Origin of the sequence: Martinezella miluonensis (assembly GCF_900094545.1) — a bacterium.
Taxonomy (GTDB): Bacteria; Pseudomonadota; Alphaproteobacteria; order Rhizobiales; family Rhizobiaceae; genus Rhizobium; species Rhizobium miluonense.
In genome coordinates this window covers 69,176-86,852 of the sequence record NZ_FMAH01000006.1, presented here as the reverse complement: position 1 = coordinate 86,852, position 17,677 = coordinate 69,176, and the positions used below count along the sequence as shown (strand labels likewise).

Here is a 17,677-nt window from a genome sequence, read left to right as displayed (position 1 = left end):
CTATGGGTTGGGGAGACGATGACTCTGCAAGCCTGCCCGGGGCTTATGCGCCCAGCTTTCTCAAGTGCCGCAGAAGGTCTGCAATACCCTTTCCGCCGGCAAGGGCGGCTCGGCATAGGGCGCAAAGGCGGGCTGGTCTTCGTAGGGCTTGGCGAGCACCTTCAGCAGCGCTTCGAACAGGGAGAAATCGCCGTCCTCGACCGCAGCTTCGATTGCCTGTTCTATCCGGTGGTTGCGGGGAATGAACGCCGGATTGACCTTTCGCATCGTTTGCGCGCGCGCGGCAGGCTGCTGAGGATCGCGGGCGAGCCGCTCACGCCATTGCGCAAGCCAAGGCGTAATAGCTTGCGAATCCTGGAAGGTCGCGGCGAAATCGGTTGTGTTCTCGTCTGCCGCAAGATCGGCAAGGCGGCGGAAGGTGAGCGTGAAATCCGCACTTTGCTGCTGCATGATCGCCAGTAGCGACTGGATCAGATCGAGATCGCCTTCTTCCTCGCCGGCCAAGCCGATCTTGGCACGCATGCCGGAGAGCCAATGCGCCTGGAAGCGCTCGCCATAGGCCTTGATAACGATGTTTGCCAGCTCGATCGCCTTATCGACGGACGGATCGATCAACGGAATCAGCGTTTCGCCGAGGCGCGCGAGATTCCATTGGCCTATGGCCGGCTGGTTGGCATAGGCATAGCGGCCGTTGCGATCGATGGAAGAGAAGACCGTCGCCGGGTCGTAGGCGTCCATGAAGGCGCAGGGACCGAAGTCGATCGTCTCGCCCGACACGCTCATATTGTCGGTGTTCATCACGCCGTGGATGAAGCCGACATGCAACCAGCGCGCAATCAGCGCCGCCTGCCGCTCGGCCACGGCTTCCAGCAGCGCGAGATAGGGGTTCGCACGGTCTCTGATTTCGGGGTAGTGCCGGGCAATGACATGGTCAGCCAGCGTTTTTGTACTCTCCGTATCGCCGCGCGCGGCAAAGAATTGAAAGGTGCCGACGCGGATATGGCTGGCCGCCACGCGCGTAAAGATCGCGCCGGGAAGGACTTCCTCGCGATAGACGGGCTCCCCGGTGGTCACTGCCGCCAGCGCCCGCGTCGTCGGGATGCCGAGGGCATACATCGCCTCGCTGACAATGTATTCGCGTAATACCGGCCCGAGCGCGGCACGCCCGTCGCCGCGGCGGGAAAATGGAGTGGGGCCAGAGCCCTTGAGCTGGATGTCGCGGCGCCTGCCGTTGCGATCCTTCACTTCGCCGAGAAGGATCGCGCGGCCATCGCCGAGCTGCGGCACGAAATTGCCGAACTGGTGACCGGCATAGGCCATTGCGATCGGTTGCGATCCCGGCAGAAGCTGGTTTCCCGAAAAGATAGCCGCAGCATTCTGTCTCAACGCCTCGACATCGAGCCCAAGCTCGCGCGCCAGCGCCTCGTTGAACTTGATGAGCTGCGGTGCCGCCACGGGTGTCGGCCTCTGGTCCGCAAAGAATTGCGGTGGCAGGCGCGCATAGCTGTTGTCGAACAGAACCGGAGGCGCCTGAAGCATCTGTGTTTCGGAAAGGAAAGAGCTCATGCCTCTAAAGTAGGACGCATGAAGAGGAGGTGCAAGCTGCGGATCGCAATCGATCGCGCCTCCGTCTCGTCGTCTAATCCCTGCGCTCCTCAAGCTCGCGTGCCATCTCCGCAAGCTTCCGTACCGTGTTGAGATTTCTCGATGTGCCTGCTTTCAGCGCCGGCAGCTTCAGTTTCGAGCGTCCGGAACCATCGGGGTAATGCACATAGATTTCTCGGCCGGCGATATGCACTTCTTCGCCGCCGGGCGCGACAAGCTTGTCCAGCGCATCCTTCGGCGGCGCATCCGGCAGGAAGCTGACGAGCAGATAGTTTGGCTTGGCATGCGGGAAGGGCGAATTATCAGCCACCCTATCCAAAGCCTCGCGGCTGCGCAGAATCACGCCGGGTGATGTGCCCATCTTGCGCGCCAGCGCCTGTTCGAGCCGCGCCTGCACCGTCGCCTCATCCCCTTCGGAGCGAAAGAGCACATTGCCGCTCTGGATATAGGTCATCACGTCCGTGAAGCCGATTTCCTCGCAGAGCGCCTTCAGCTTCGCCATCGGCAATGCGCCGGTGCCGCCGACATTGACGGCACGCAGCAGGGCTACAAAGACTGCCATCCGCTCCCTCCCGGCTCTCAGCCTACATCTTGCCCGCGACTTTGATGGCGAAGGAATATTCGAAGGCAACTTCCTCCAGGCGCTGGAAACGGCCGGACGCGCCGCCATGCCCGGCATCCATATTTGTTTTCAAGAGGATCGGCGCATCGCCCGTCGTCTTGTCGCGCAGCTTGGCAACCCACTTGGCCGGTTCCCAATAGGTGACTCGCGGGTCGGTGAGGCCCCCGAGCGCAAGAATGGGCGGGTAGGGCTTTTCGCCGACATTGTCGTAGGGGCTGTAGGCGGCGATCTGCTCGTATTCTTGCCTGCTGTCGATCGGGTTGCCCCATTCGGGCCATTCCGGCGGCGTCAGCGGCAGGGTGTCGTCGAGCATGGTGTTGAGCACGTCGACGAAGGGCACCGCGGCAATGACGCCCGCGAATTTCTCCGGCGCCATGTTGGCGATCGCACCCATTAGCATGCCGCCTGCCGAACCGCCCTCAGCGATGATCTTCGCGTAAGAGGTGAACTTCTCCTGATTCAGATAGTCGGCAGCCGCGATGAAGTCCTTGAACGTGTTGGTCTTCTTTTCCATCTTGCCGTCTTCGTACCAGGCAAAGCCCTTGTCCTTGCCGCCGCGGATATGGGCGATGGCGTAGACGAAACCGCGGTCCGCAAGCGACAGGCAGTTGGTGTTGAAACCGGCCGGAATGGTGATGCCATAGGCGCCGTAGCCATAGAGCAGGCACGGTGCCGAGCCGTCCAGAGGCGTGTCCTTGCGGTAAAGCAGCGTCACCGGCACCTTTTCGCCATCCCAGGCAGGCGCGAAGACGCGGCGGGTAACGTAATCGGCCGGATTGTGGCCTGAGGGCACTTCCTGCGTCTTCAAGAGGGTGCGCTCGCGCGTCGCCATATTGTAGTCGAAGAGCTGGCTCGGCGTCGTCATCGAGGAATAAGAGAAGCGGATGACGTCGGTATCGTATTCCGCAGCTCCCTGCAGACCGAGCGAATAGGCTTCTTCTTCGAAGGCAATGGAATGTTCCTCGCCGCTGCGGCGATCGCGGATGACGATGCGCGGCAGGCCGTCCTTGCGCTCCAGCCAGACGAGGTGGCGGGCATAGGCCATGTGGTTGAGGATCAGCGTGCCTGGCTTGTGGGCCACCACTTCGCTCCAGTTTTCCTTGCCCGGCTTGTTGGCCGGCGTCTCCATGATCTTGAAATCCTTGGCGTCGCCGTCGTTGGTGAGGATGTAGAAGACATCGCCGCCTTCGGTGAGCTCATACTCGATCCCCGTTTCGCGCACGGCCACGATCTTCGGTTCGGCGGTCAGGTCGGAGGTCGGGATGATGCGATATTCGCTGGTCTCGTGGTCGTGGATGTCGATGAAGATGTAGTCGTCGAGCAGCGAGCCGCCGACGCCCATGAAGAAGCCTGCATCTTCCTCTTCGTAGACGAGCCGGTCTTGCGATTGCGGCGTGCCGAGGATGTGATGGTAGATCTTGGACGGGCGATGGTTTTCGTCCTGCAGTGTGTAGAAGAAGCTCTTGCCGTCCGGTGCCCAGACGCCGCCGCCACCGGTGTTCTCGAGGACATCCGAAAGATCCTCGCCGGTTTCAAGGTTGCGGACCTTCAGCGTGAAATATTCGGAGCCCTTGTCGTCATAACCCCAGATACCGAGGCTGTGATCGGTGGAGTGGTCGAGGCCGGAAAGACGGAAATAGGACTTTCCTTGATTCTCCTTGTCGCCATTCAGCAGCAGCTTGCGCGCGCCGCCGTTGCGGGCTTCGCGAAAATAATGCGGCTGCTCGCCGCCGGTGACGAAAAGCGTGCCGTAGGCATAGGGGCCGTCCTTGACCGGCACCGAGCTGTCATCTTCCTTGATGCGGCCTTTCATCTCGCCGAAGAGAGCCTTCTGCAGGTCCTTCGTGTCGGCCATGGCGGCGTTCATATAGGTATTTTCAGCTTCCAGATGGGCGCGGATTTCCGGAGCCAGGATCGATGGATCCTTGAACATCGCCTGCCAGTTGTCGGCGCGCAGCCATGCATAATCGTCGCTGCGGCTGATGCCGTGACGCGTATCCGTAACGGGATGTTTCGGGGCGGCAGGCGGGGTGGGGAGGTTCTTGAATACAGACACGAGAGCGCTTTCTCTGGAGTGAAAGTCGGATGCAAAGAGAACAGAGAAATAGAGGGAGGCCGCATGAGGTTCAATAGGGAACTCTCCTCTCAAGTTTCATGCAAGTCGGATCAACTAGTGTTGATCGAACGGGCAGCTTGCGGGAAAGCCGATGGGGGAGCTGCCTTGATGAGACCACATTCTTTATCGAAGTCGATATACATTGCGTCGACATAAAGGCGGTCGAACCGCCATCCCTGATGGAATGGACGCAATCAATTCCAGAATAATGCAAAGGGACCGGTCTTGATGCTGAAACTCGTTGCCATCCTTATCCCATTGGCGGCTTTCGCTAACTCTGCTTTCGCGGTCGACCCGGCCATCAAGAAGCAATTGGAAAAGCTCGATCCGTCAGAGCGGATGGAACAGGCGTGTGACGCGGAGGCCATGAAGCGGATCGGCACGGACAAGACGGGTTTTAAGCCGGACAAAGTCATCGCCTACACATTCGGCGATCCCGCCATGAACCCGGATTCAATGAAGGCGCCAGGCGCCGTCTTCCGCAGCAAGGGCGACTGGTATCATCTTTCGTATGATTGCATCACCGGCCCAAAGCACATCCATGTCCGGGATCTGAGCTACCAGATCGGCGACAAAGTGCCGCGTGACGCATGGCAGGAGCACTATCTCTACGACTGAGCGATCCGGCGCTGCCGTGAGCCGCTAGCGTCGCCGTTGAACGTCGACGCGGCTGAGTTCTGACAGGATGTGCTGTTGCACGTCGGAAGGCTGCCGGCATACGGCCTCCGTGAGGTCACGCAGCGTTGCCCTCAGGCTGTGAAGCTGATCGACGAGATCCATGACCACATCGACGCCGGGCTCATTGACGCCCATGGCATTGCCGAGGTCGAGGATGAGCTGGCCGCGGGCAATGTCGGCCTCGCGGAAGTTCCGGCCTTGATCCGTCACTTCCGGCACCACCCAGCCCTGTGAGATCCAGATTTCCAGCACCGTGGTCTCGATTTCGAGGTGCAGTCGAAACTCTCTCTCGTTCATCGTTTATCCTCCCATGGTCTTTCTGGGATCTTGCGTCTTGCCGGCCTCCCATTCCGAGACGAAACGCGTGAGCTCTGGATCCGGCGCATCCGGCAGGACGATCTTCAGGGAGATATAGGCGTCGCCGTTTTCCTTGCCGCGAACCGGCACGCCCTTGCCCTTCAGCCGCAGCACCTTGCCGGTGTTGGAATTCGGCTGCAGCGTCACAGTGACATCGCCGGAGGGGGTGGGAACCCTGACCTTGCCGCCGAGCACCGCTTCCGCCAGCGAAATCGGCAGTTCCAGCCGGATGTCGTCGCCGTCGCGCGTATAGAAGCGATGCGGACGGACATGCACCGCAATCAGCGCATCGCCGGGCTTCCCGCCGTTAAAGCCTGGATCACCCTTGCCCTTCAGGCGAAGCGTCTGACCATCGCGCGTGCCGGGCGGAATTTGAACGTCCAGCGCTGGCCCCTCAGGCAGGCTGATCTGCTTCTTTGCGCCGTTGATGGCGTCGAGAAAATCGACCTCCATCGTGTAGTGACGATCTTGACCCTGCATCTGGGATTGGCCTCGGCTGCGCCGCGAGAAGAAGCTGGAAAATATGTCGTCGGCATCGCCGAAATCGGCAAAACCACCCGTATTCTGATAGGGGCCGCGCTGGCCTTCACGCGCCGCATAATCGCGATAGTAGCTGCGCGGCGCCTGCTCGGCACCGCTGCTATCGATCTCGCCGCGGTCGAACCGCGCACGCTTCTCCTCGTCGCCGAGGATGCCATAGGCGGCCGAAACTTCCTTGAACTTGTCCTCGGCCTGTTTGTCGCCGGGGTTGAGATCGGGGTGCAGCTTCTTGGCAAGTTTGCGATAGGCGCTTTGAATATCCTTTTGCGGGGCGTCCCGCTTTACGCCTAAGACTTCATACGGATCGCGACTCATACATGTCTCTCTTTAGGAGCACGGAAAAATATCCAGATAGTGTCACGGCCACTTCTTATCAATCGTAGCACAGACGCCGTCAGGGTGAAGCCCGGACTTTGCCGCTTTCCTGTCTGGCGTATTTGTGATGTGAAATGAGCACCGTCGTCGCCCGTTTGCCTTATTTCCGGCGGGTTGCCGGATGATGGCGAGCGTTGCGGCTGGGACGGTGATCGTCTCGCCCTCCAGATTTCGTTTGCTTGATTCACCCGGTGGCCTCCCGATGAAACGCCTGTTGCTGACATCCATGATCCTGCTTGCCGCACAGGCCGCCTTCGCCGCGCAGCCGGAGCAACCGCCGGCCGGCTGGCCACAGCTGCCGCCGAAGGCGCCGGCATCGACCGTCAAGCTCCTGGAACCGCACCTGCGCGTCAATCGAGCCGGCAAAGGCCCACCGCGCATTGCGCTCACTTTCGATGCCTGCATGGGCAAGACCGATCCGCGCATCTTGAGCACCCTGGTCGATCAGCGCATCCCGGCGACGATTTTCGTCACCGCGCGCTGGCTGCGCACCAATCCTGATGCGCTCGCCGTCTTCCTTGCTCATCCCGATCTTTTCGAGCTCGAAAATCACGGCCAGAACCATATTCCGGCCGTCGATATTCCAATCAAAGTCTATGGCATCGATGCTGCCGGTTCGCCGCAGGCGGTCGCCCAGGAGGTCAAGGGCGGCGCCGATGCGATGATCGCCGCAGGCATTCCGCAGCCGCGCTGGTTCCGTGGCGCGACCGCAAAATACAGCCCTTCGGCCATCGCCCAGATCCGCGGCATGGGCTATCGGATCGCCGGCTATTCGGTGAACGGTGACAGCGGCTCGCTTCTGCCGGCCAAGTTGGTGGAAAAGCAATATGCTTCCGCCAAGGACGGCGATGTCATCATTTCTCACATCAACCAGCCGACCCATGCCGCGGGCGAGGGGGTGGCTGCGAGCATTCTGGCGCTGAAGGCAAAGGGTGTGCAGTTCGTCCGCCTGCAGGATATCCCCGAAAAGGGTGATGGCGGCACGACGAACTGATGGTGCGAACCGCCTAGCCCGGCAGTTGCGGCTGAGCCTTCTCCTCGATGAAGAGTTCATCGATCACGGTCATCACGATTAGCGACAAGGGCAGCGCCAGCATGGCGCCGACGGCGCCCCACATCCATGTCCAGAAGATGATGGCGAGGAAGACGACGAAGGGATTAAGTTCCCATTGGCGGCCCATGATAGCTGGAAACACCAGGTTCTCCACGGCGAGATGCACGGCGAAGAAGACAACGGCGGGAGCTAAACCGAAGACGAGGTCCGAATGGGTGACGATGCCGGCGATCGCCAGCGCGATGGTCATAGTCGTGACGCCAAGGAATGGGATGAAGCTGGAAAGGAAGGCGAAGACCCCCCAGAGCACCGGCACGCTCAAGCCGCCGACATAGGCAATCACCGTCATGGCGACGCCGATGCCTGCATAGATCAGCGAGGCCGTGGCGAAGTAAACGCCGAGCACCCTCTCCACCGCATTGATGATCCTGATCGCCGTCAACCTCGAGGTCCTGTTGGAAAAGGCCATGATGATCGTTTTGCGCAGGCTGACCCTGCCGGCGAGAAACAATAGCAGTGCTGCAAAGAAGATCAGGATTTGCACGATGGCCGGCGTCAGGTTGTTGGACACCACATGCAGGACGTTGCCGCTGTTTTCCAGCAGGGTGCTGATCGACATCGGGCTGCCCTGAAACGTCTCCGGCGAAATATGCAGCCATTTGAACCGGTCGAGATAGGGCATCAGCCTATCGGAGGTTCGCTGGAAGAAATCAGGGGCCTCCTGAGCCAGCTTCGCGAGCGGCCCAGCGAGCGCATTGATGACGAGAAAGATCGTCAGCGCAACCGCGGACGACAAGAGAACGGCATTGAGAACGCGCGGCACGCCGAGTTTGCTGAGTTTCTCTGCCGCCAGGCCGAGGATCATGCCGACCACGACGGCCAGCGTCACGGGAATGAGGATCATCGACATTGCGGAGACGCCCATCAGCGCCAGAGTGAGGAAGATGCCGATAGTCGCCCAGGACGTTGCGACATCGAGCTTGTCTCTCGTCGCATAGTCCACCATCTCTGAGGCGTCGGCGTCGTTGCGATATTCCTCAGAACTCGCGCGCCTCGCGCTGCCGTCCGGTTCGGGCACCGCCGCTCCGCCAGGCCGCTTGCCGGCGATTTTGTCGCTCTCCATGCCCTCAAATCCTCGAAGGCAAGATTGCCTCACCACTCAAACGCGAAAGGCCCGTTCCGGTTCCGAAACGGGCCTTCAAAAGCGTGTCGAATGAGGATGTCAGGCGACCAGATTGAGGCCGATGCCCCAGGGGTCGCGCAGCGAAATGCCACCATCGCGCTTTTCGGTCTTGATCTCGTGTTGATCGAGGGCCGCCACGGCCTTGTCGAGCGAGGCCTTGTCGTTGAAACGCAAGGTATAGTCCGAGAGGCCGGTCATGTGTTCGGAGCGCACGCCGGCACCGCGGCTGTTCCACGTATTGGCGCCGAGATGGTGGTGATAGCCGCCGGTCGCAAGGAAGGTCGCGCCGGGATAGCGGGCAGCCATAACTTTCATGCCGAGAACATCGCGATAGAAGGCGTTCGCTTCGGAGACGTCGCCGACCTGCAGATGGATGTGGCCGATCGCGGAGCCGTCGGCCATGCCGTCCCACCGGTCCTGCGGAGCACTTTCATAGAGCTTCTGCAGATCGAGCCTGAGCGTCGCCATCTCCACCGTGCCGTCGTCGTGGAACGTCCACTCTTCATGCGGCCGGTCGGCATAGATCTCGATGCCGTTACCCTCAGGGTCGGAAAGATAGATCGCTTCGCTGACGATATGATCCGAGGCACCCTCCAGCGCAACGTTGTTGTGTGCGGCATGACGGAGCCAGCGCGCGAGTTCGACACGGCTCGGCAACAGGAATGCGGTATGGAACAAGCCTGCTGCCGTCCGCGGCGCCCGAGCCGCTGCGCGATCCGTCGTCAGCGTCAGAAGCGGGTGGCCGGCAACGCCGAGGACTTCGCCGCTCGCCGTCTTCTCGATCACCTTCAGGCCGAGCATCTCCTGATAGAAGCGCGACACCAGCGGCAGATCGGTGACGACGAGGTGCGATTGGCCGACATAGGCAGGGCGGGTCAGTGCATAGGAGGGGGCAGTTTCGGTCATGAGGGTAATTCCAACCTTGAGAGTCTTAAAAAAGGCAACCGGCGCGTGGACGGCAAGCGAGCCGTCGGTGGCGGGCGGAAGGCTTTCGCCGGTTGATATGCCTCTTCGATATCCTCGACCCGCTGTACTTGATCAACTATATGGCGGATTTCGATTGTTCACAGAAGGCCAGAAATTGCGGATTGAGCGTTCTCTTGCTGTTGACGATATGCCTGGCGACGTTCATGAAGATTGATTGCAATGCCCGTTTCGCACAGTTGCTTCCACATTGGCGAGGTGCAAGGATCGAGCCGTCACGGAATTGGAACGTGCAGAGAAATGGCCGAATACCGAGGCATTCGCTGGGCTTACGATCGATATGAGGTGATCGCTGACGGCATCGTCAACGGCGTCGGCGTGGTGTTGGCGCTGATCGGCGCAACCGTACTGATCTTCTACGCGACCGTCTGGAGTTCCTATGGTGGGATTGCCGCCGCCTGGATCTACGGAGTCGGCCTGGTTCTCACGCTCGGAATGTCGTTCACCTATAATCTCTGGCCGGTGTCGCCGACGAAATGGTTCCTTCGGCGGTTCGATCATTCCTTCATCTACGTTCTGATCGCCGCCACCTATACGCCGTTTCTCGAACGCGGCGCCGGGGATCCGCTGCTGTTTGCTATGCTGATAGCAGTCTGGGTTTTCGCCACCTTCGGCATCGTACTGAAGTGCCTGTTTCCGGGGCGTTACGATCGGCTGGCCATCCTGCTTTACCTTGCCATGGGTTGGAGCGGCATCATCGTGGCCAAGCCGGTCTCGATGTATATCCCGTTCACCTCGATGCTGCTGATCGTCATCGGCGGGGTGATCTATTCGCTCGGCGTCATCTTTCACGTATGGGAAAAGCTGCGCTTCCAGAACGCGATCTGGCACGGCTTCGTGGTCGCTGCCGCCGCCGTGCACTATTCGGCGGTGCTCACCTGTTTCAGCCTGTCTCCGGAAAGTTTTTGAGCACCTGCGCCGTGGGAGTGCACTTCTTGGTCGGGCGCAAGCTGCGCACCAGACGCATGACGATGGCGTCATAGCGTTGCATGTCGGCCTTCGAATAGTCCATCTGGAAGAAGGCCGCTCCGCCGTTGCAGAGCGCCACGCCGCGCACATAGACGATGCGCCCCTGCTTGGTGCCGGAAAAGCTGATGCCGCGCGAGTTCGATTTGGAATAGGAAATCTTCCAGCCCTGATCCCGCGCGAGTGCGACGCGCACATTCGCTTCTTCCGTGAAGTCACCATTGGCGAGCGCCGTGCCGAAAACCTGTAGCATGGCGGATCGATCCGCCGGCGACAGGGAAAGACGGTTGGCATCGCCGGAAGAGGCCGAGAGATGGAAATCCGACGGCAGCTCGATCGCATAGCCGAAGCCTGCATCGTCATAAGACCACCAGTCGGCAGCAAGCGCCGACGCGGGGCAAAGCAGCAGGAGGGCAATCAGGCGGGCGAGCATTGCGGTTTCCGGGAGGCAGGATCTGCAAACCGATCAAGAATAGCGCATTTTTCGGCAGAAATTCCATAGCGATTCTAGGAGTGGCTGAAAAATAGCTCAAATTCGTTACAGCTTCATTGCGAGCCATGCAGGATTGGACGATTTGCTGTCACGGCCAAGCGATCCGCGCAAGAGGCCGGAGTTCTGAAGTGGAAAAGCCATTGCCCGCAAAGGCCTTGATGCCGATCCCGGCAACCTGGTGCTGTTCGGGCGGAAAACGATTTCAGTGGTTTAATCCCGGTTTTCGACCGTTTGCACTTGAGACAGCCCACCCTTTCGCCTATCCCTGCACCCTAGCTCCGGCCTTGCCGGATTCCGCATGATCGTTCAGCAGGGGGAAGGCATGGCCGGTGTCACGGGCCTGACATTCCTGGCTCTATGTCTGCCTTTCTTGGGTGCGTTGATCGCGCCCGTCGTCGTTCGGCGGTTGGGGCACTCCGCCGCCTGGCTCCTGGCGCTGCTTCCCGGGCTAGCCTTTCTCCATTTTGCAGGATTTCTGCCCGATATTGCCTCGGGGCAAGTCGTCCAAAGCAGCTTTGATTGGGTGCCGAGCCTGGACTTGCGTTTCTCCTGGCTGCTCGACGGGCTGTCGCTCACCTTCGCACTGCTCGTCACCGGCATAGGCACCCTCATCATTTTATACACCGGCGGCTACCTGAAGGGGCATGCGGATCTCGGACGCTTCTTCTCCTTCATCTTCCTCTTCATGGGCTCGATGCTCGGCCTTGTCGTCTCGGATAGTTTCCTCACGCTGTTCGTCTTCTGGGAGCTGACCTCCATCACCTCGTTCCTGCTGATAGGCTTCGATCATCGGCGTGAGGCGTCGCGCCGGGCGGCACTGCAGGCGCTGGTGGTTACCGGTGGAGGAGGGCTGCTGCTGCTGGCGGGCTTGTTGCTCATCTGGCAGATCACCGGCCTCGGCTCGATGTCCGAATTGCTGCGCTCCGGCGCTGCCTTGCGGACAAGCCCGCTCTATTTCACCGCGCTGATCCTTGTGCTTGGTGGCGCCTTCACCAAATCGGCGCAGTTTCCGTTTCACTTCTGGCTGCCGAATGCCATGGAGGCGCCGACCCCCGTCTCGGCCTACCTGCATTCCGCAACCATGGTGAAGGCCGGCGTCTATCTCCTGATGCGGCTCAACCCAGTCATGGGTGACACGGCTGCGTGGCAGACGATCCTTCCGATTTTCGGCGCCGCGACGCTGCTGGTCGGAACTCTGCTGGCGATCCGTCAGACCGATCTCAAGCTAAAGCTCGCCTACACGACCGTTTCCTCCCTTGGCCTGCTCGTGCTGCTCACCGGCTTCGGCACGGACTATGCCGTCGAAGCAGCGGTGCTCTATCTGGTGGCCCATTCGTTGTTCAAGGGCGCCCTGTTCATGGTCGCCGGCATCGTCGATCATGAGACGGGAACGCGCGACATCACGCGCCTGGGCGGGCTGCGCTCGGCCATGCCGCTCACCTTCGCCGCCGCCTTGATCGCCGCGATTTCGATGGGCGGCGTGCCGCCAGCCTTCGGCTTTCTTGCCAAGGAAGAGATATATGCCGCGCTGGCACAGGCATCGCCGGCTGCGATCATCCTGACCGTCGTCGCCGTGGCCGGCAATGCGCTGATGTTCGCCGTCGCCTTTGCCGTGGCGCTAAAACCCTTCGTCGGGCCGCTGACTGAGACGCCGCGCCATCCGCATGAGGCGCCGCCGCTGCTCTGGCTCGGGCCGGTGCTGCTTGCGTTGCTCGGTCTCGCTTCGGCTTTGCTGTCGGGGCCGGGGCATGCCTATGTCTCTTCGCCGATGGCGAGCGCCGTCGGCGGCAAGGAACTGCATATTTCGGCCTCGCTTGTTCCGCATATCGGTTTGCCTCTGGCGCTTTCGCTGGCAACGGCGCTCATTGGCATCCTTGTCTATTGGCAGCTTGATCGCGCTCGCTTCCTGATGTCGGTTATCTTGCGGCACTTAGGGCCGGGACCGGATCGCGGTTTCGATGGTTTCATCTCCGGACTGGTGCGTTTGTCGCATGCCATCTCGCGGATCCTGCAGCCGGGCCGCCTGGAAATCTATGTGGCGGTCAGCTTCCTCTGCCTTGCCGCGATGCTGCTGGTTCCCCTTGTCACCCATGGCGAATTGCCGGCAATCCCTGCCTGGCCGAATTTGCAATGGCATGAGGCGACCATTTTCCTCATCGCCATCATCGGGCTTGCCGCTGTCGTCATGGCGCGGGACCGGCTGACGGCCATTGTTTCGCTCGGTATCCAGGGCTTTGCCGTCGCCGTCATCTTCTTGCTGTTCGGCGCGCCAGATCTCTCCTTCACGCAGTTCATGGTCGAGACCCTTTCCGTCGTCATCCTGGCCATGGTGATGACGAGGCTGCGTCTTTCTCCGTCGGATCATCGCCCGCCGCTGAAGATGGTCGCCCATGCCGCGCTGGCGATCGCCTGCGGCGTCGGCTTCGGCCTGCTCTTGCTGAAGGCGACGCAAGCGCCCTTCGATCTGACGCTGACCGCCTTCTTCAACCACTATTCGAAGCTGATCGCCCATGGCGACAACGTGGTCAACGTCATCATCGTCGACTTCCGCGGCACGGATACGCTCGGCGAGATTGCCGTCGTCGCCATGACCGGGCTTGCCATCCTGGCCCTAATCCGCATCCGCGCCGGCGGCGAGCGCAAACTCGCGACCAACGATCCCGAACTTGAGGAAAAGCCTGATCTCGAAGTGAGGATGGAGGCCGAGCGCTCATGAATACGCTGATCTTCCGCACTGCCGCGCCGTTTCTGACGGCACTGATGCTGCTCTTTTCCGTCTTCATTCTCCTGCGCGGCCATAACGAACCCGGCGGCGGCTTCATCGGTGGGCTGATCGCCGCGTCCGCCTTTGCGATCTACGGCATCGCCTGCGGCGTGACGGCGGTGCGGCGCGCTATCATCTTTCATCCATTGGCGATTGCCGGTTTCGGCCTGCTGGCGTCGACCCTTGCGGGTTTCCTGTCCGCCTTCCTCGGCGTGCCGTTCATGACCGGGCTGTGGGTCTATCCGCATCTGCTCGGCGTCGAGGTGGCGCTCTCCACAGTGATGCTCTTCGATATCGGCGTCTATCTGGTCGTCGTCGGCGCGATCACCTCGATTGCGCTTGCGCTCGAAGAGCGGGAGGTGGACTGATGGAGGTCATTTTCGCCGCTCTGGTCGGCCTGTTCTTCGCCGCGGCGATCTATCTGATGCTGTCGAAGTTTTCGATCCGCATCATGCTCGGCATCGCCATCCTCGGCAACGCCGTCAATCTGCTGCTCTTTACGGCCGGTCGGATAACGCCCGAAGTGCCGCCCATCATTCCGCAAGGAGCGAGCACCCTCGATCTGGCCGCAGCCAATCCGCTGCCGCAGGCGCTGATCCTTACGGCGATCGTCATTTCCTTCTCGTTCCTCGCCTTTCTGCTTGTCCTGACCTACCGGGCCTATCAGGACCTCAAGACGGACAATACCGGCGAGATGCTGGCGGCCGAACCGGACGAGCGGCCGCTGCCGCCCTTGGGGTACTGACAATATGGCCGGACCGACCGATATCCCAGTCGATCTCTCCGCTGCGTTGGTGGCAGCGCCTGTGCCGCTCGGGCATTGGCTGGTCATCCTGCCGGTCGCCCTGTGCATCGGCCTCGGCGCTATTCTCCTGATATTGCGCAACCGCACCGAATGGCATGCCTGGGTCGCCATTCCTGGATTGATGCTCTTGGTGCTGGTCGATATCGCCTTGCTTTGCAAAGTCGCCAGTGAAGGAGCCGTGACTATGGTCATGGGCCGATGGCTGCCGCCTTTCGGCATTGCCTTTAGCGTCGATCTTCTCGGCGCGGCCATGGCTCTGACGGCGGCGATCGTGGCGCTTGCTGCCGGCATTTACGCAATCGCAGAGATCGGCACCAGCGGCCGCCGCTACGGCTTTTTCCCGTTCCTCATGTTGCTGCTCGCCGGCGTCAGCGGCGCCTTCCTGACGGGAGACATCTTCAACCTCTATGTCTGGTTCGAAGTACTGCTGATTTCGTCTTTCGGCCTGCTGATCCTTGGCTCGGAGCGGGAGCAGATCGACGGCGCGTTGAAATATGCCGTGCTGAACCTCATCGCCACCACGCTCTTTCTCGTCTCCGTCGGCTATCTCTATGCCGTCTTCGGCACGCTCAACATGGCTGATATTGCCATGAAGGCGAGGGCAGGCGGCAACACCGCGCCGATGATGACGCTGGCCGGCTTGTTCCTGCTTGCCTTCAGCATGAAGGCGGCGGCTTTCCCCGTCAATTTCTGGCTGCCGGCCTCCTATCATACGCCGCGGATCACCGTTTCGGCCCTGTTCGCAGGTCTGCTCACCAAGGTCGGCGTCTATGCGCTCATCAGGGTCTTGGTCATGCTGCTGCCGGTCGAGCGCACGGAGCTTGGCCTGATGATAACAGTCGTTGCCATCGCCACCATGCTGGCCGGGGTGCTGGGCGCGCTCGGGTCGACCGACATTCGCCGCCTACTGGGCTATATCGTCATTTCCGGCATCGGCACGATGCTCGCAGGCGTCGCGCTCCGCGGTGCCGATGGCCTCAGCGGCGCGATTTTTTACGCGTTGCACTCCATGGTGCTGATGACGGCTCTCTATCTGCTTGCCGGCCAGGCGGCCCGGCTCGGCGGCAGCTTTTCGCTCGTTTCGCTCGGCGGGCTTTACCGGCGGAGCGGCTGGTTCGCCGGGCTCTCATTGGTGCTGTTCTTTGCCGCCAGCGGCCTGCCGCCGTTTTCCGGCTTCTGGCCCAAGGTAGTCCTGGTGAAGGCGGCGCTCGCGACAGGTGCCTGGTGGCTTGCCGCGGCGATCCTGTCGGCAGGTTTCCTGACCACGATCGCCTTTGGGCGGGTTTTCCTGCTGGCCTATTGGCGGCCTGCAGTCGATGAGGGGAATGCTGCTCCGGAGTCGATCAGGTGGCAGGCGGGCGTGCCGCTTATCGCGCTGACAATACTTGTCGTCGGCTTCGGTGTCTTTCCGGAGAGGCTTTTGCAGCTGACGCAGCTCGCCGCCGCCGGCCTCGAGCAGCCGTCCGCCTATCTGCATTCCGTCTTCCCGCAGGCAGGGCGCGCGCAATGATCCTGTTGGTCTTCAACCTCTTGCTTGCCGTCGTCTGGGTCGCCATCACGGGCAGTGCTTCCTTCGTCAATCTGGTGTTTGGCTTCGTCCTTGCCGCGATCGCGCTTGCCGTCGTGCGGTCATCCTATGGCGGCGGGCTTTACCTCGGCCGCACTCGCCGGATCCTTGCCCTGCTATTGCTGTTCATATGCGAGCTTGCCAAGTCGGCCTGGGCGGTCGCCGTTGCCGTCATGAGCCCGAAAATGGACATCAAACCCGGGATCTTTGCCTTCCCCTTGACGGTCGACCGCGATTTCGAAATCACGCTGCTCGCCAATCTGATCACGCTGACGCCGGGCACTTTGTCCGTCGACGTCTCCGACGATCGCAAGACCCTGTATGTCCACGCGCTCGATTGCTCCGACCCGGAAGCCATCAAACGAAGTATTGCTGATGGCTTCGAGCGCCGGATCATGGAGGCCTTCCGATGATCGCGGCATCCATCGTCTCCGCAGCCGCCATGGTAGCGCTCGGTATTCTCAGCCTTGCATTTCTGCTCACGGTCTATCGTGTCGTGGCAGGTCCGACATTGCCGGACCGGATCTTGGCACTCGACATGCTCGTGGCCATCGCGATCGGCTTCATCGCAGTCATCGCCATCAAGACCGGCTTCATGCTCTATATTGATATTGCCATTGCGCTCGGCCTCGTCGGCTTTCTCGCCACCGTCGCCTTCGCCAGGTTCGTTCTCACTCAGGCGCAATCGGATGCCTCGAAGCAGCCCCTCGATGGAGGAGGCAAAGGAAACGAATCGCTTCACAAGAAAACGCGCAAGCATGGCAGACGGCAGAAGGGAGGGCGGTAATGGATCTCGTTTGGGCTATCGTCGTGGCTGTCATTCTGTTGGCAGGCGCATTGTTCTCGCTTATTGCCGCCATCGGTATCGTTCGCTTGCCTGACCTTTACAGTCGCATGCATGCGGCATCGAAGGCCGGTACTGTCGGCTCTGGTCTGCTACTACTTGCAGTCGGTATTCATTCGCAGGATTTGTCGATCCTGGTGCGGGCGCTGGCCGGATTTGTCTTCTTTGTACTGACTGCGCCGATTGCGGCGCACCTTCTTGCACGCGCAGCGCACGAGGCTGGGTATCGGTTGACGCCACCTTCGATCCGAGATGAACTACTAATGCAGGGGCGAATCGCGAAACGCGGGTATAGAAAGAGGGGCTAACAAACGCAGTGATTGAAGAATAAGCAACGGTAGTTCGCCTCATTAGTTACCTGCTTTTTTGTAGATGAAATTTTTACGAAGAAATGTTCGGATTAAAAACTGGACATTTGGGTAAAGAGTGCTAATTCAGATTCAAGTAGAGTTCTGATGTTGCGTTAGTCTCAACCGGGTTTAAGCTCTCAATGCTTTTAACTTTCCTTAAGAAAAAGCTGAGCAAAACTTTCTTCCGGTTAAGGATTGGAGATCACCTTTCGTGATCGCTAATACGGATATCAGACGGTACGAGGCGGTTTTCTCCGCATGAAATCTAGGGGTGGATTTCTTGTGGTAAGAAACATGGCGTTATGCACCGTTTTTTGCCGGTGGCTGCTACGAATACGAGCAATACGCTTATGCGGATTGCTCGGCGCTACGCT

General features: G+C 60.4%; 18 protein-coding genes. 10 read left to right on the top strand and 8 right to left on the bottom strand.

The genetic code is table 11. From position 1 onward, the window contains the following. Positions 1–60 precede the first annotated feature (60 nt). The 3 genes from GA0061102_RS08375 to GA0061102_RS08365 all read right to left on the bottom strand — a co-directional run bounded on the left by GA0061102_RS08375 (position 61) and on the right by GA0061102_RS08365 (position 4,283). A complete protein-coding gene (locus GA0061102_RS08375; protein WP_245297947.1) occupies positions 61–1,539 on the bottom strand; it encodes a protein adenylyltransferase SelO in 1,479 nt (492 codons plus the stop codon). 100 nt (positions 1,540–1,639) lie between these two features. Continuing rightward, a complete protein-coding gene (locus GA0061102_RS08370; protein WP_092845811.1) occupies positions 1,640–2,167 on the bottom strand; it encodes a DUF1697 domain-containing protein in 528 nt (175 codons plus the stop codon). Positions 2,168–2,189: 22 nt separating this feature from the next. Next, positions 2,190–4,283: a S9 family peptidase gene (locus GA0061102_RS08365; RefSeq protein ID WP_092845809.1), complete on the bottom strand. Its 2,094-nt coding sequence runs from the start codon at positions 4,281–4,283 to the stop codon at positions 2,190–2,192. Between the two features lie 288 nt (positions 4,284–4,571). Between GA0061102_RS08365 and GA0061102_RS08360 the strand changes: the two genes are divergently transcribed. Further along, on the top strand, positions 4,572–4,961 hold the full coding sequence (locus tag GA0061102_RS08360; protein ID WP_092845807.1) for a DUF930 domain-containing protein: 390 nt from the start codon (positions 4,572–4,574) through the stop codon (positions 4,959–4,961). A gap of 24 nt (positions 4,962–4,985) precedes the next feature. On the opposite strand, the gene GA0061102_RS08355 is transcribed toward GA0061102_RS08360, so the two are convergent. Together GA0061102_RS08355 and GA0061102_RS08350 are read right to left on the bottom strand one after the other, a co-directional pair. Continuing rightward, on the bottom strand, positions 4,986–5,318 hold the full coding sequence (locus tag GA0061102_RS08355; protein WP_092845805.1) for a chaperone modulator CbpM: 333 nt from the start codon (positions 5,316–5,318) through the stop codon (positions 4,986–4,988). Positions 5,319–5,321: 3 nt separating this feature from the next. Then, positions 5,322–6,233 carry a DnaJ C-terminal domain-containing protein gene (locus GA0061102_RS08350; protein WP_092845803.1) on the bottom strand — a complete coding sequence of 304 codons (912 nt, stop codon included), beginning with the start codon at positions 6,231–6,233 and terminating at the stop codon, positions 5,322–5,324. A 262-nt stretch (positions 6,234–6,495) separates the two neighbouring features. On the opposite strand from GA0061102_RS08350, the gene GA0061102_RS08345 reads away from it, so the two are divergent. Beyond that, positions 6,496–7,287 carry a polysaccharide deacetylase family protein gene (locus GA0061102_RS08345; protein WP_092846014.1) on the top strand — a complete coding sequence of 264 codons (792 nt, stop codon included), beginning with the start codon at positions 6,496–6,498 and terminating at the stop codon, positions 7,285–7,287. Positions 7,288–7,300: 13 nt separating this feature from the next. Here GA0061102_RS08345 and GA0061102_RS08340 read toward each other — a convergent pair whose 3' ends face one another. Beyond that, complete coding sequence (locus GA0061102_RS08340) at positions 7,301–8,470, bottom strand: AI-2E family transporter (protein ID WP_245297946.1); 1,170 nt, start codon at positions 8,468–8,470, stop codon at positions 7,301–7,303. Between the two features lie 99 nt (positions 8,471–8,569). After that, positions 8,570–9,436: a VOC family protein gene (locus GA0061102_RS08335; protein ID WP_092845799.1), complete on the bottom strand. Its 867-nt coding sequence runs from the start codon at positions 9,434–9,436 to the stop codon at positions 8,570–8,572. A 318-nt stretch (positions 9,437–9,754) separates the two neighbouring features. On the opposite strand from GA0061102_RS08335, the gene trhA reads away from it, so the two are divergent. Continuing rightward, positions 9,755–10,423, top strand: a complete 669-nt coding sequence (trhA, locus tag GA0061102_RS08330; protein ID WP_092845797.1) for a PAQR family membrane homeostasis protein TrhA — start codon at positions 9,755–9,757, stop codon at positions 10,421–10,423. Here trhA and GA0061102_RS08325 read toward each other — a convergent pair. Further along, entirely contained in the window at positions 10,398–10,913 is a 516-nt protein-coding gene (locus GA0061102_RS08325) for a hypothetical protein (RefSeq protein ID WP_092845795.1), read from the bottom strand. The two genes, trhA and GA0061102_RS08325, sit on opposite strands and share 26 nt — an antisense overlap. A gap of 382 nt (positions 10,914–11,295) precedes the next feature. On the opposite strand from GA0061102_RS08325, the gene GA0061102_RS08320 reads away from it, so the two are divergent. The 7 genes from GA0061102_RS08320 to mnhG are packed head-to-tail and all read left to right on the top strand — an operon-like array spanning position 11,296 to position 17,261. After that, entirely contained in the window at positions 11,296–13,689 is a 2,394-nt protein-coding gene (locus GA0061102_RS08320; protein WP_092846012.1) for a putative monovalent cation/H+ antiporter subunit A, read from the top strand. Then, complete coding sequence (locus tag GA0061102_RS08315; RefSeq protein ID WP_092845793.1) at positions 13,686–14,105, top strand: Na+/H+ antiporter subunit B; 420 nt, start codon at positions 13,686–13,688, stop codon at positions 14,103–14,105. Before GA0061102_RS08320 ends, GA0061102_RS08315 begins: the two co-directional genes overlap by 4 nt. Further along, positions 14,105–14,482 (top strand): Na+/H+ antiporter subunit C, encoded by a 378-nt coding sequence (locus tag GA0061102_RS08310; RefSeq protein WP_092845791.1) that lies wholly within the window; start codon positions 14,105–14,107, stop codon positions 14,480–14,482. The genes GA0061102_RS08315 and GA0061102_RS08310 overlap by 1 nt, the downstream gene beginning before the upstream one ends. Positions 14,483–14,486: 4 nt before the next feature. Next, positions 14,487–16,052, top strand: a complete 1,566-nt coding sequence (locus tag GA0061102_RS08305; RefSeq protein ID WP_092845789.1) for a Na+/H+ antiporter subunit D — start codon at positions 14,487–14,489, stop codon at positions 16,050–16,052. Continuing rightward, the gene (locus tag GA0061102_RS08300) at positions 16,049–16,522 is read left to right on the top strand and encodes a Na+/H+ antiporter subunit E (RefSeq protein ID WP_092845787.1); all 474 of its coding nucleotides are present in this window, start codon (positions 16,049–16,051) and stop codon (positions 16,520–16,522) included. The genes GA0061102_RS08305 and GA0061102_RS08300 overlap by 4 nt, the downstream gene beginning before the upstream one ends. Further along, positions 16,519–16,896, top strand: a complete 378-nt coding sequence (locus tag GA0061102_RS08295) for a cation:proton antiporter (RefSeq protein ID WP_092845785.1) — start codon at positions 16,519–16,521, stop codon at positions 16,894–16,896. Before GA0061102_RS08300 ends, GA0061102_RS08295 begins: the two co-directional genes overlap by 4 nt. Continuing rightward, positions 16,896–17,261 carry a monovalent cation/H(+) antiporter subunit G gene (mnhG, locus tag GA0061102_RS08290; RefSeq protein ID WP_092845783.1) on the top strand — a complete coding sequence of 122 codons (366 nt, stop codon included), beginning with the start codon at positions 16,896–16,898 and terminating at the stop codon, positions 17,259–17,261. The genes GA0061102_RS08295 and mnhG overlap by 1 nt, the downstream gene beginning before the upstream one ends. Positions 17,262–17,677: the final 416 nt, after the last annotated feature.

Excerpts from the sequence above, each read along its gene's own strand:
- GA0061102_RS08295 (WP_092845785.1), top strand. The coding sequence starts at position 16,519 with ATGATCGCGGCATCCATCGTCTCCGCAGCCGCCATGGTAGCGCTCGGT.
- GA0061102_RS08355 (WP_092845805.1), bottom strand. The coding sequence starts at position 5,318 with ATGAACGAGAGAGAGTTTCGACTGCACCTCGAAATCGAGACCACGGTG.
- GA0061102_RS08300 (WP_092845787.1), top strand. The coding sequence starts at position 16,049 with ATGATCCTGTTGGTCTTCAACCTCTTGCTTGCCGTCGTCTGGGTCGCC.
- GA0061102_RS08345 (WP_092846014.1), top strand. The coding sequence starts at position 6,496 with ATGAAACGCCTGTTGCTGACATCCATGATCCTGCTTGCCGCACAGGCC.
- GA0061102_RS08375 (WP_245297947.1), bottom strand. The coding sequence starts at position 1,539 with ATGCTTCAGGCGCCTCCGGTTCTGTTCGACAACAGCTATGCGCGCCTG.
- trhA (WP_092845797.1), top strand. The coding sequence starts at position 9,755 with ATGGCCGAATACCGAGGCATTCGCTGGGCTTACGATCGATATGAGGTG.
- GA0061102_RS08370 (WP_092845811.1), bottom strand. The coding sequence starts at position 2,167 with ATGGCAGTCTTTGTAGCCCTGCTGCGTGCCGTCAATGTCGGCGGCACC.
- GA0061102_RS08320 (WP_092846012.1), top strand. The coding sequence starts at position 11,296 with ATGGCCGGTGTCACGGGCCTGACATTCCTGGCTCTATGTCTGCCTTTC.
- GA0061102_RS08340 (WP_245297946.1), bottom strand. The coding sequence starts at position 8,470 with ATGGAGAGCGACAAAATCGCCGGCAAGCGGCCTGGCGGAGCGGCGGTG.
- GA0061102_RS08305 (WP_092845789.1), top strand. The coding sequence starts at position 14,487 with ATGGCCGGACCGACCGATATCCCAGTCGATCTCTCCGCTGCGTTGGTG.
- mnhG (WP_092845783.1), top strand. The coding sequence starts at position 16,896 with ATGGATCTCGTTTGGGCTATCGTCGTGGCTGTCATTCTGTTGGCAGGC.
- GA0061102_RS08350 (WP_092845803.1), bottom strand. The coding sequence starts at position 6,233 with ATGAGTCGCGATCCGTATGAAGTCTTAGGCGTAAAGCGGGACGCCCCG.
- GA0061102_RS08310 (WP_092845791.1), top strand. The coding sequence starts at position 14,105 with ATGGAGGTCATTTTCGCCGCTCTGGTCGGCCTGTTCTTCGCCGCGGCG.
- GA0061102_RS08335 (WP_092845799.1), bottom strand. The coding sequence starts at position 9,436 with ATGACCGAAACTGCCCCCTCCTATGCACTGACCCGCCCTGCCTATGTC.
- GA0061102_RS08360 (WP_092845807.1), top strand. The coding sequence starts at position 4,572 with ATGCTGAAACTCGTTGCCATCCTTATCCCATTGGCGGCTTTCGCTAAC.
- GA0061102_RS08325 (WP_092845795.1), bottom strand. The coding sequence starts at position 10,913 with ATGCTCGCCCGCCTGATTGCCCTCCTGCTGCTTTGCCCCGCGTCGGCG.
- GA0061102_RS08315 (WP_092845793.1), top strand. The coding sequence starts at position 13,686 with ATGAATACGCTGATCTTCCGCACTGCCGCGCCGTTTCTGACGGCACTG.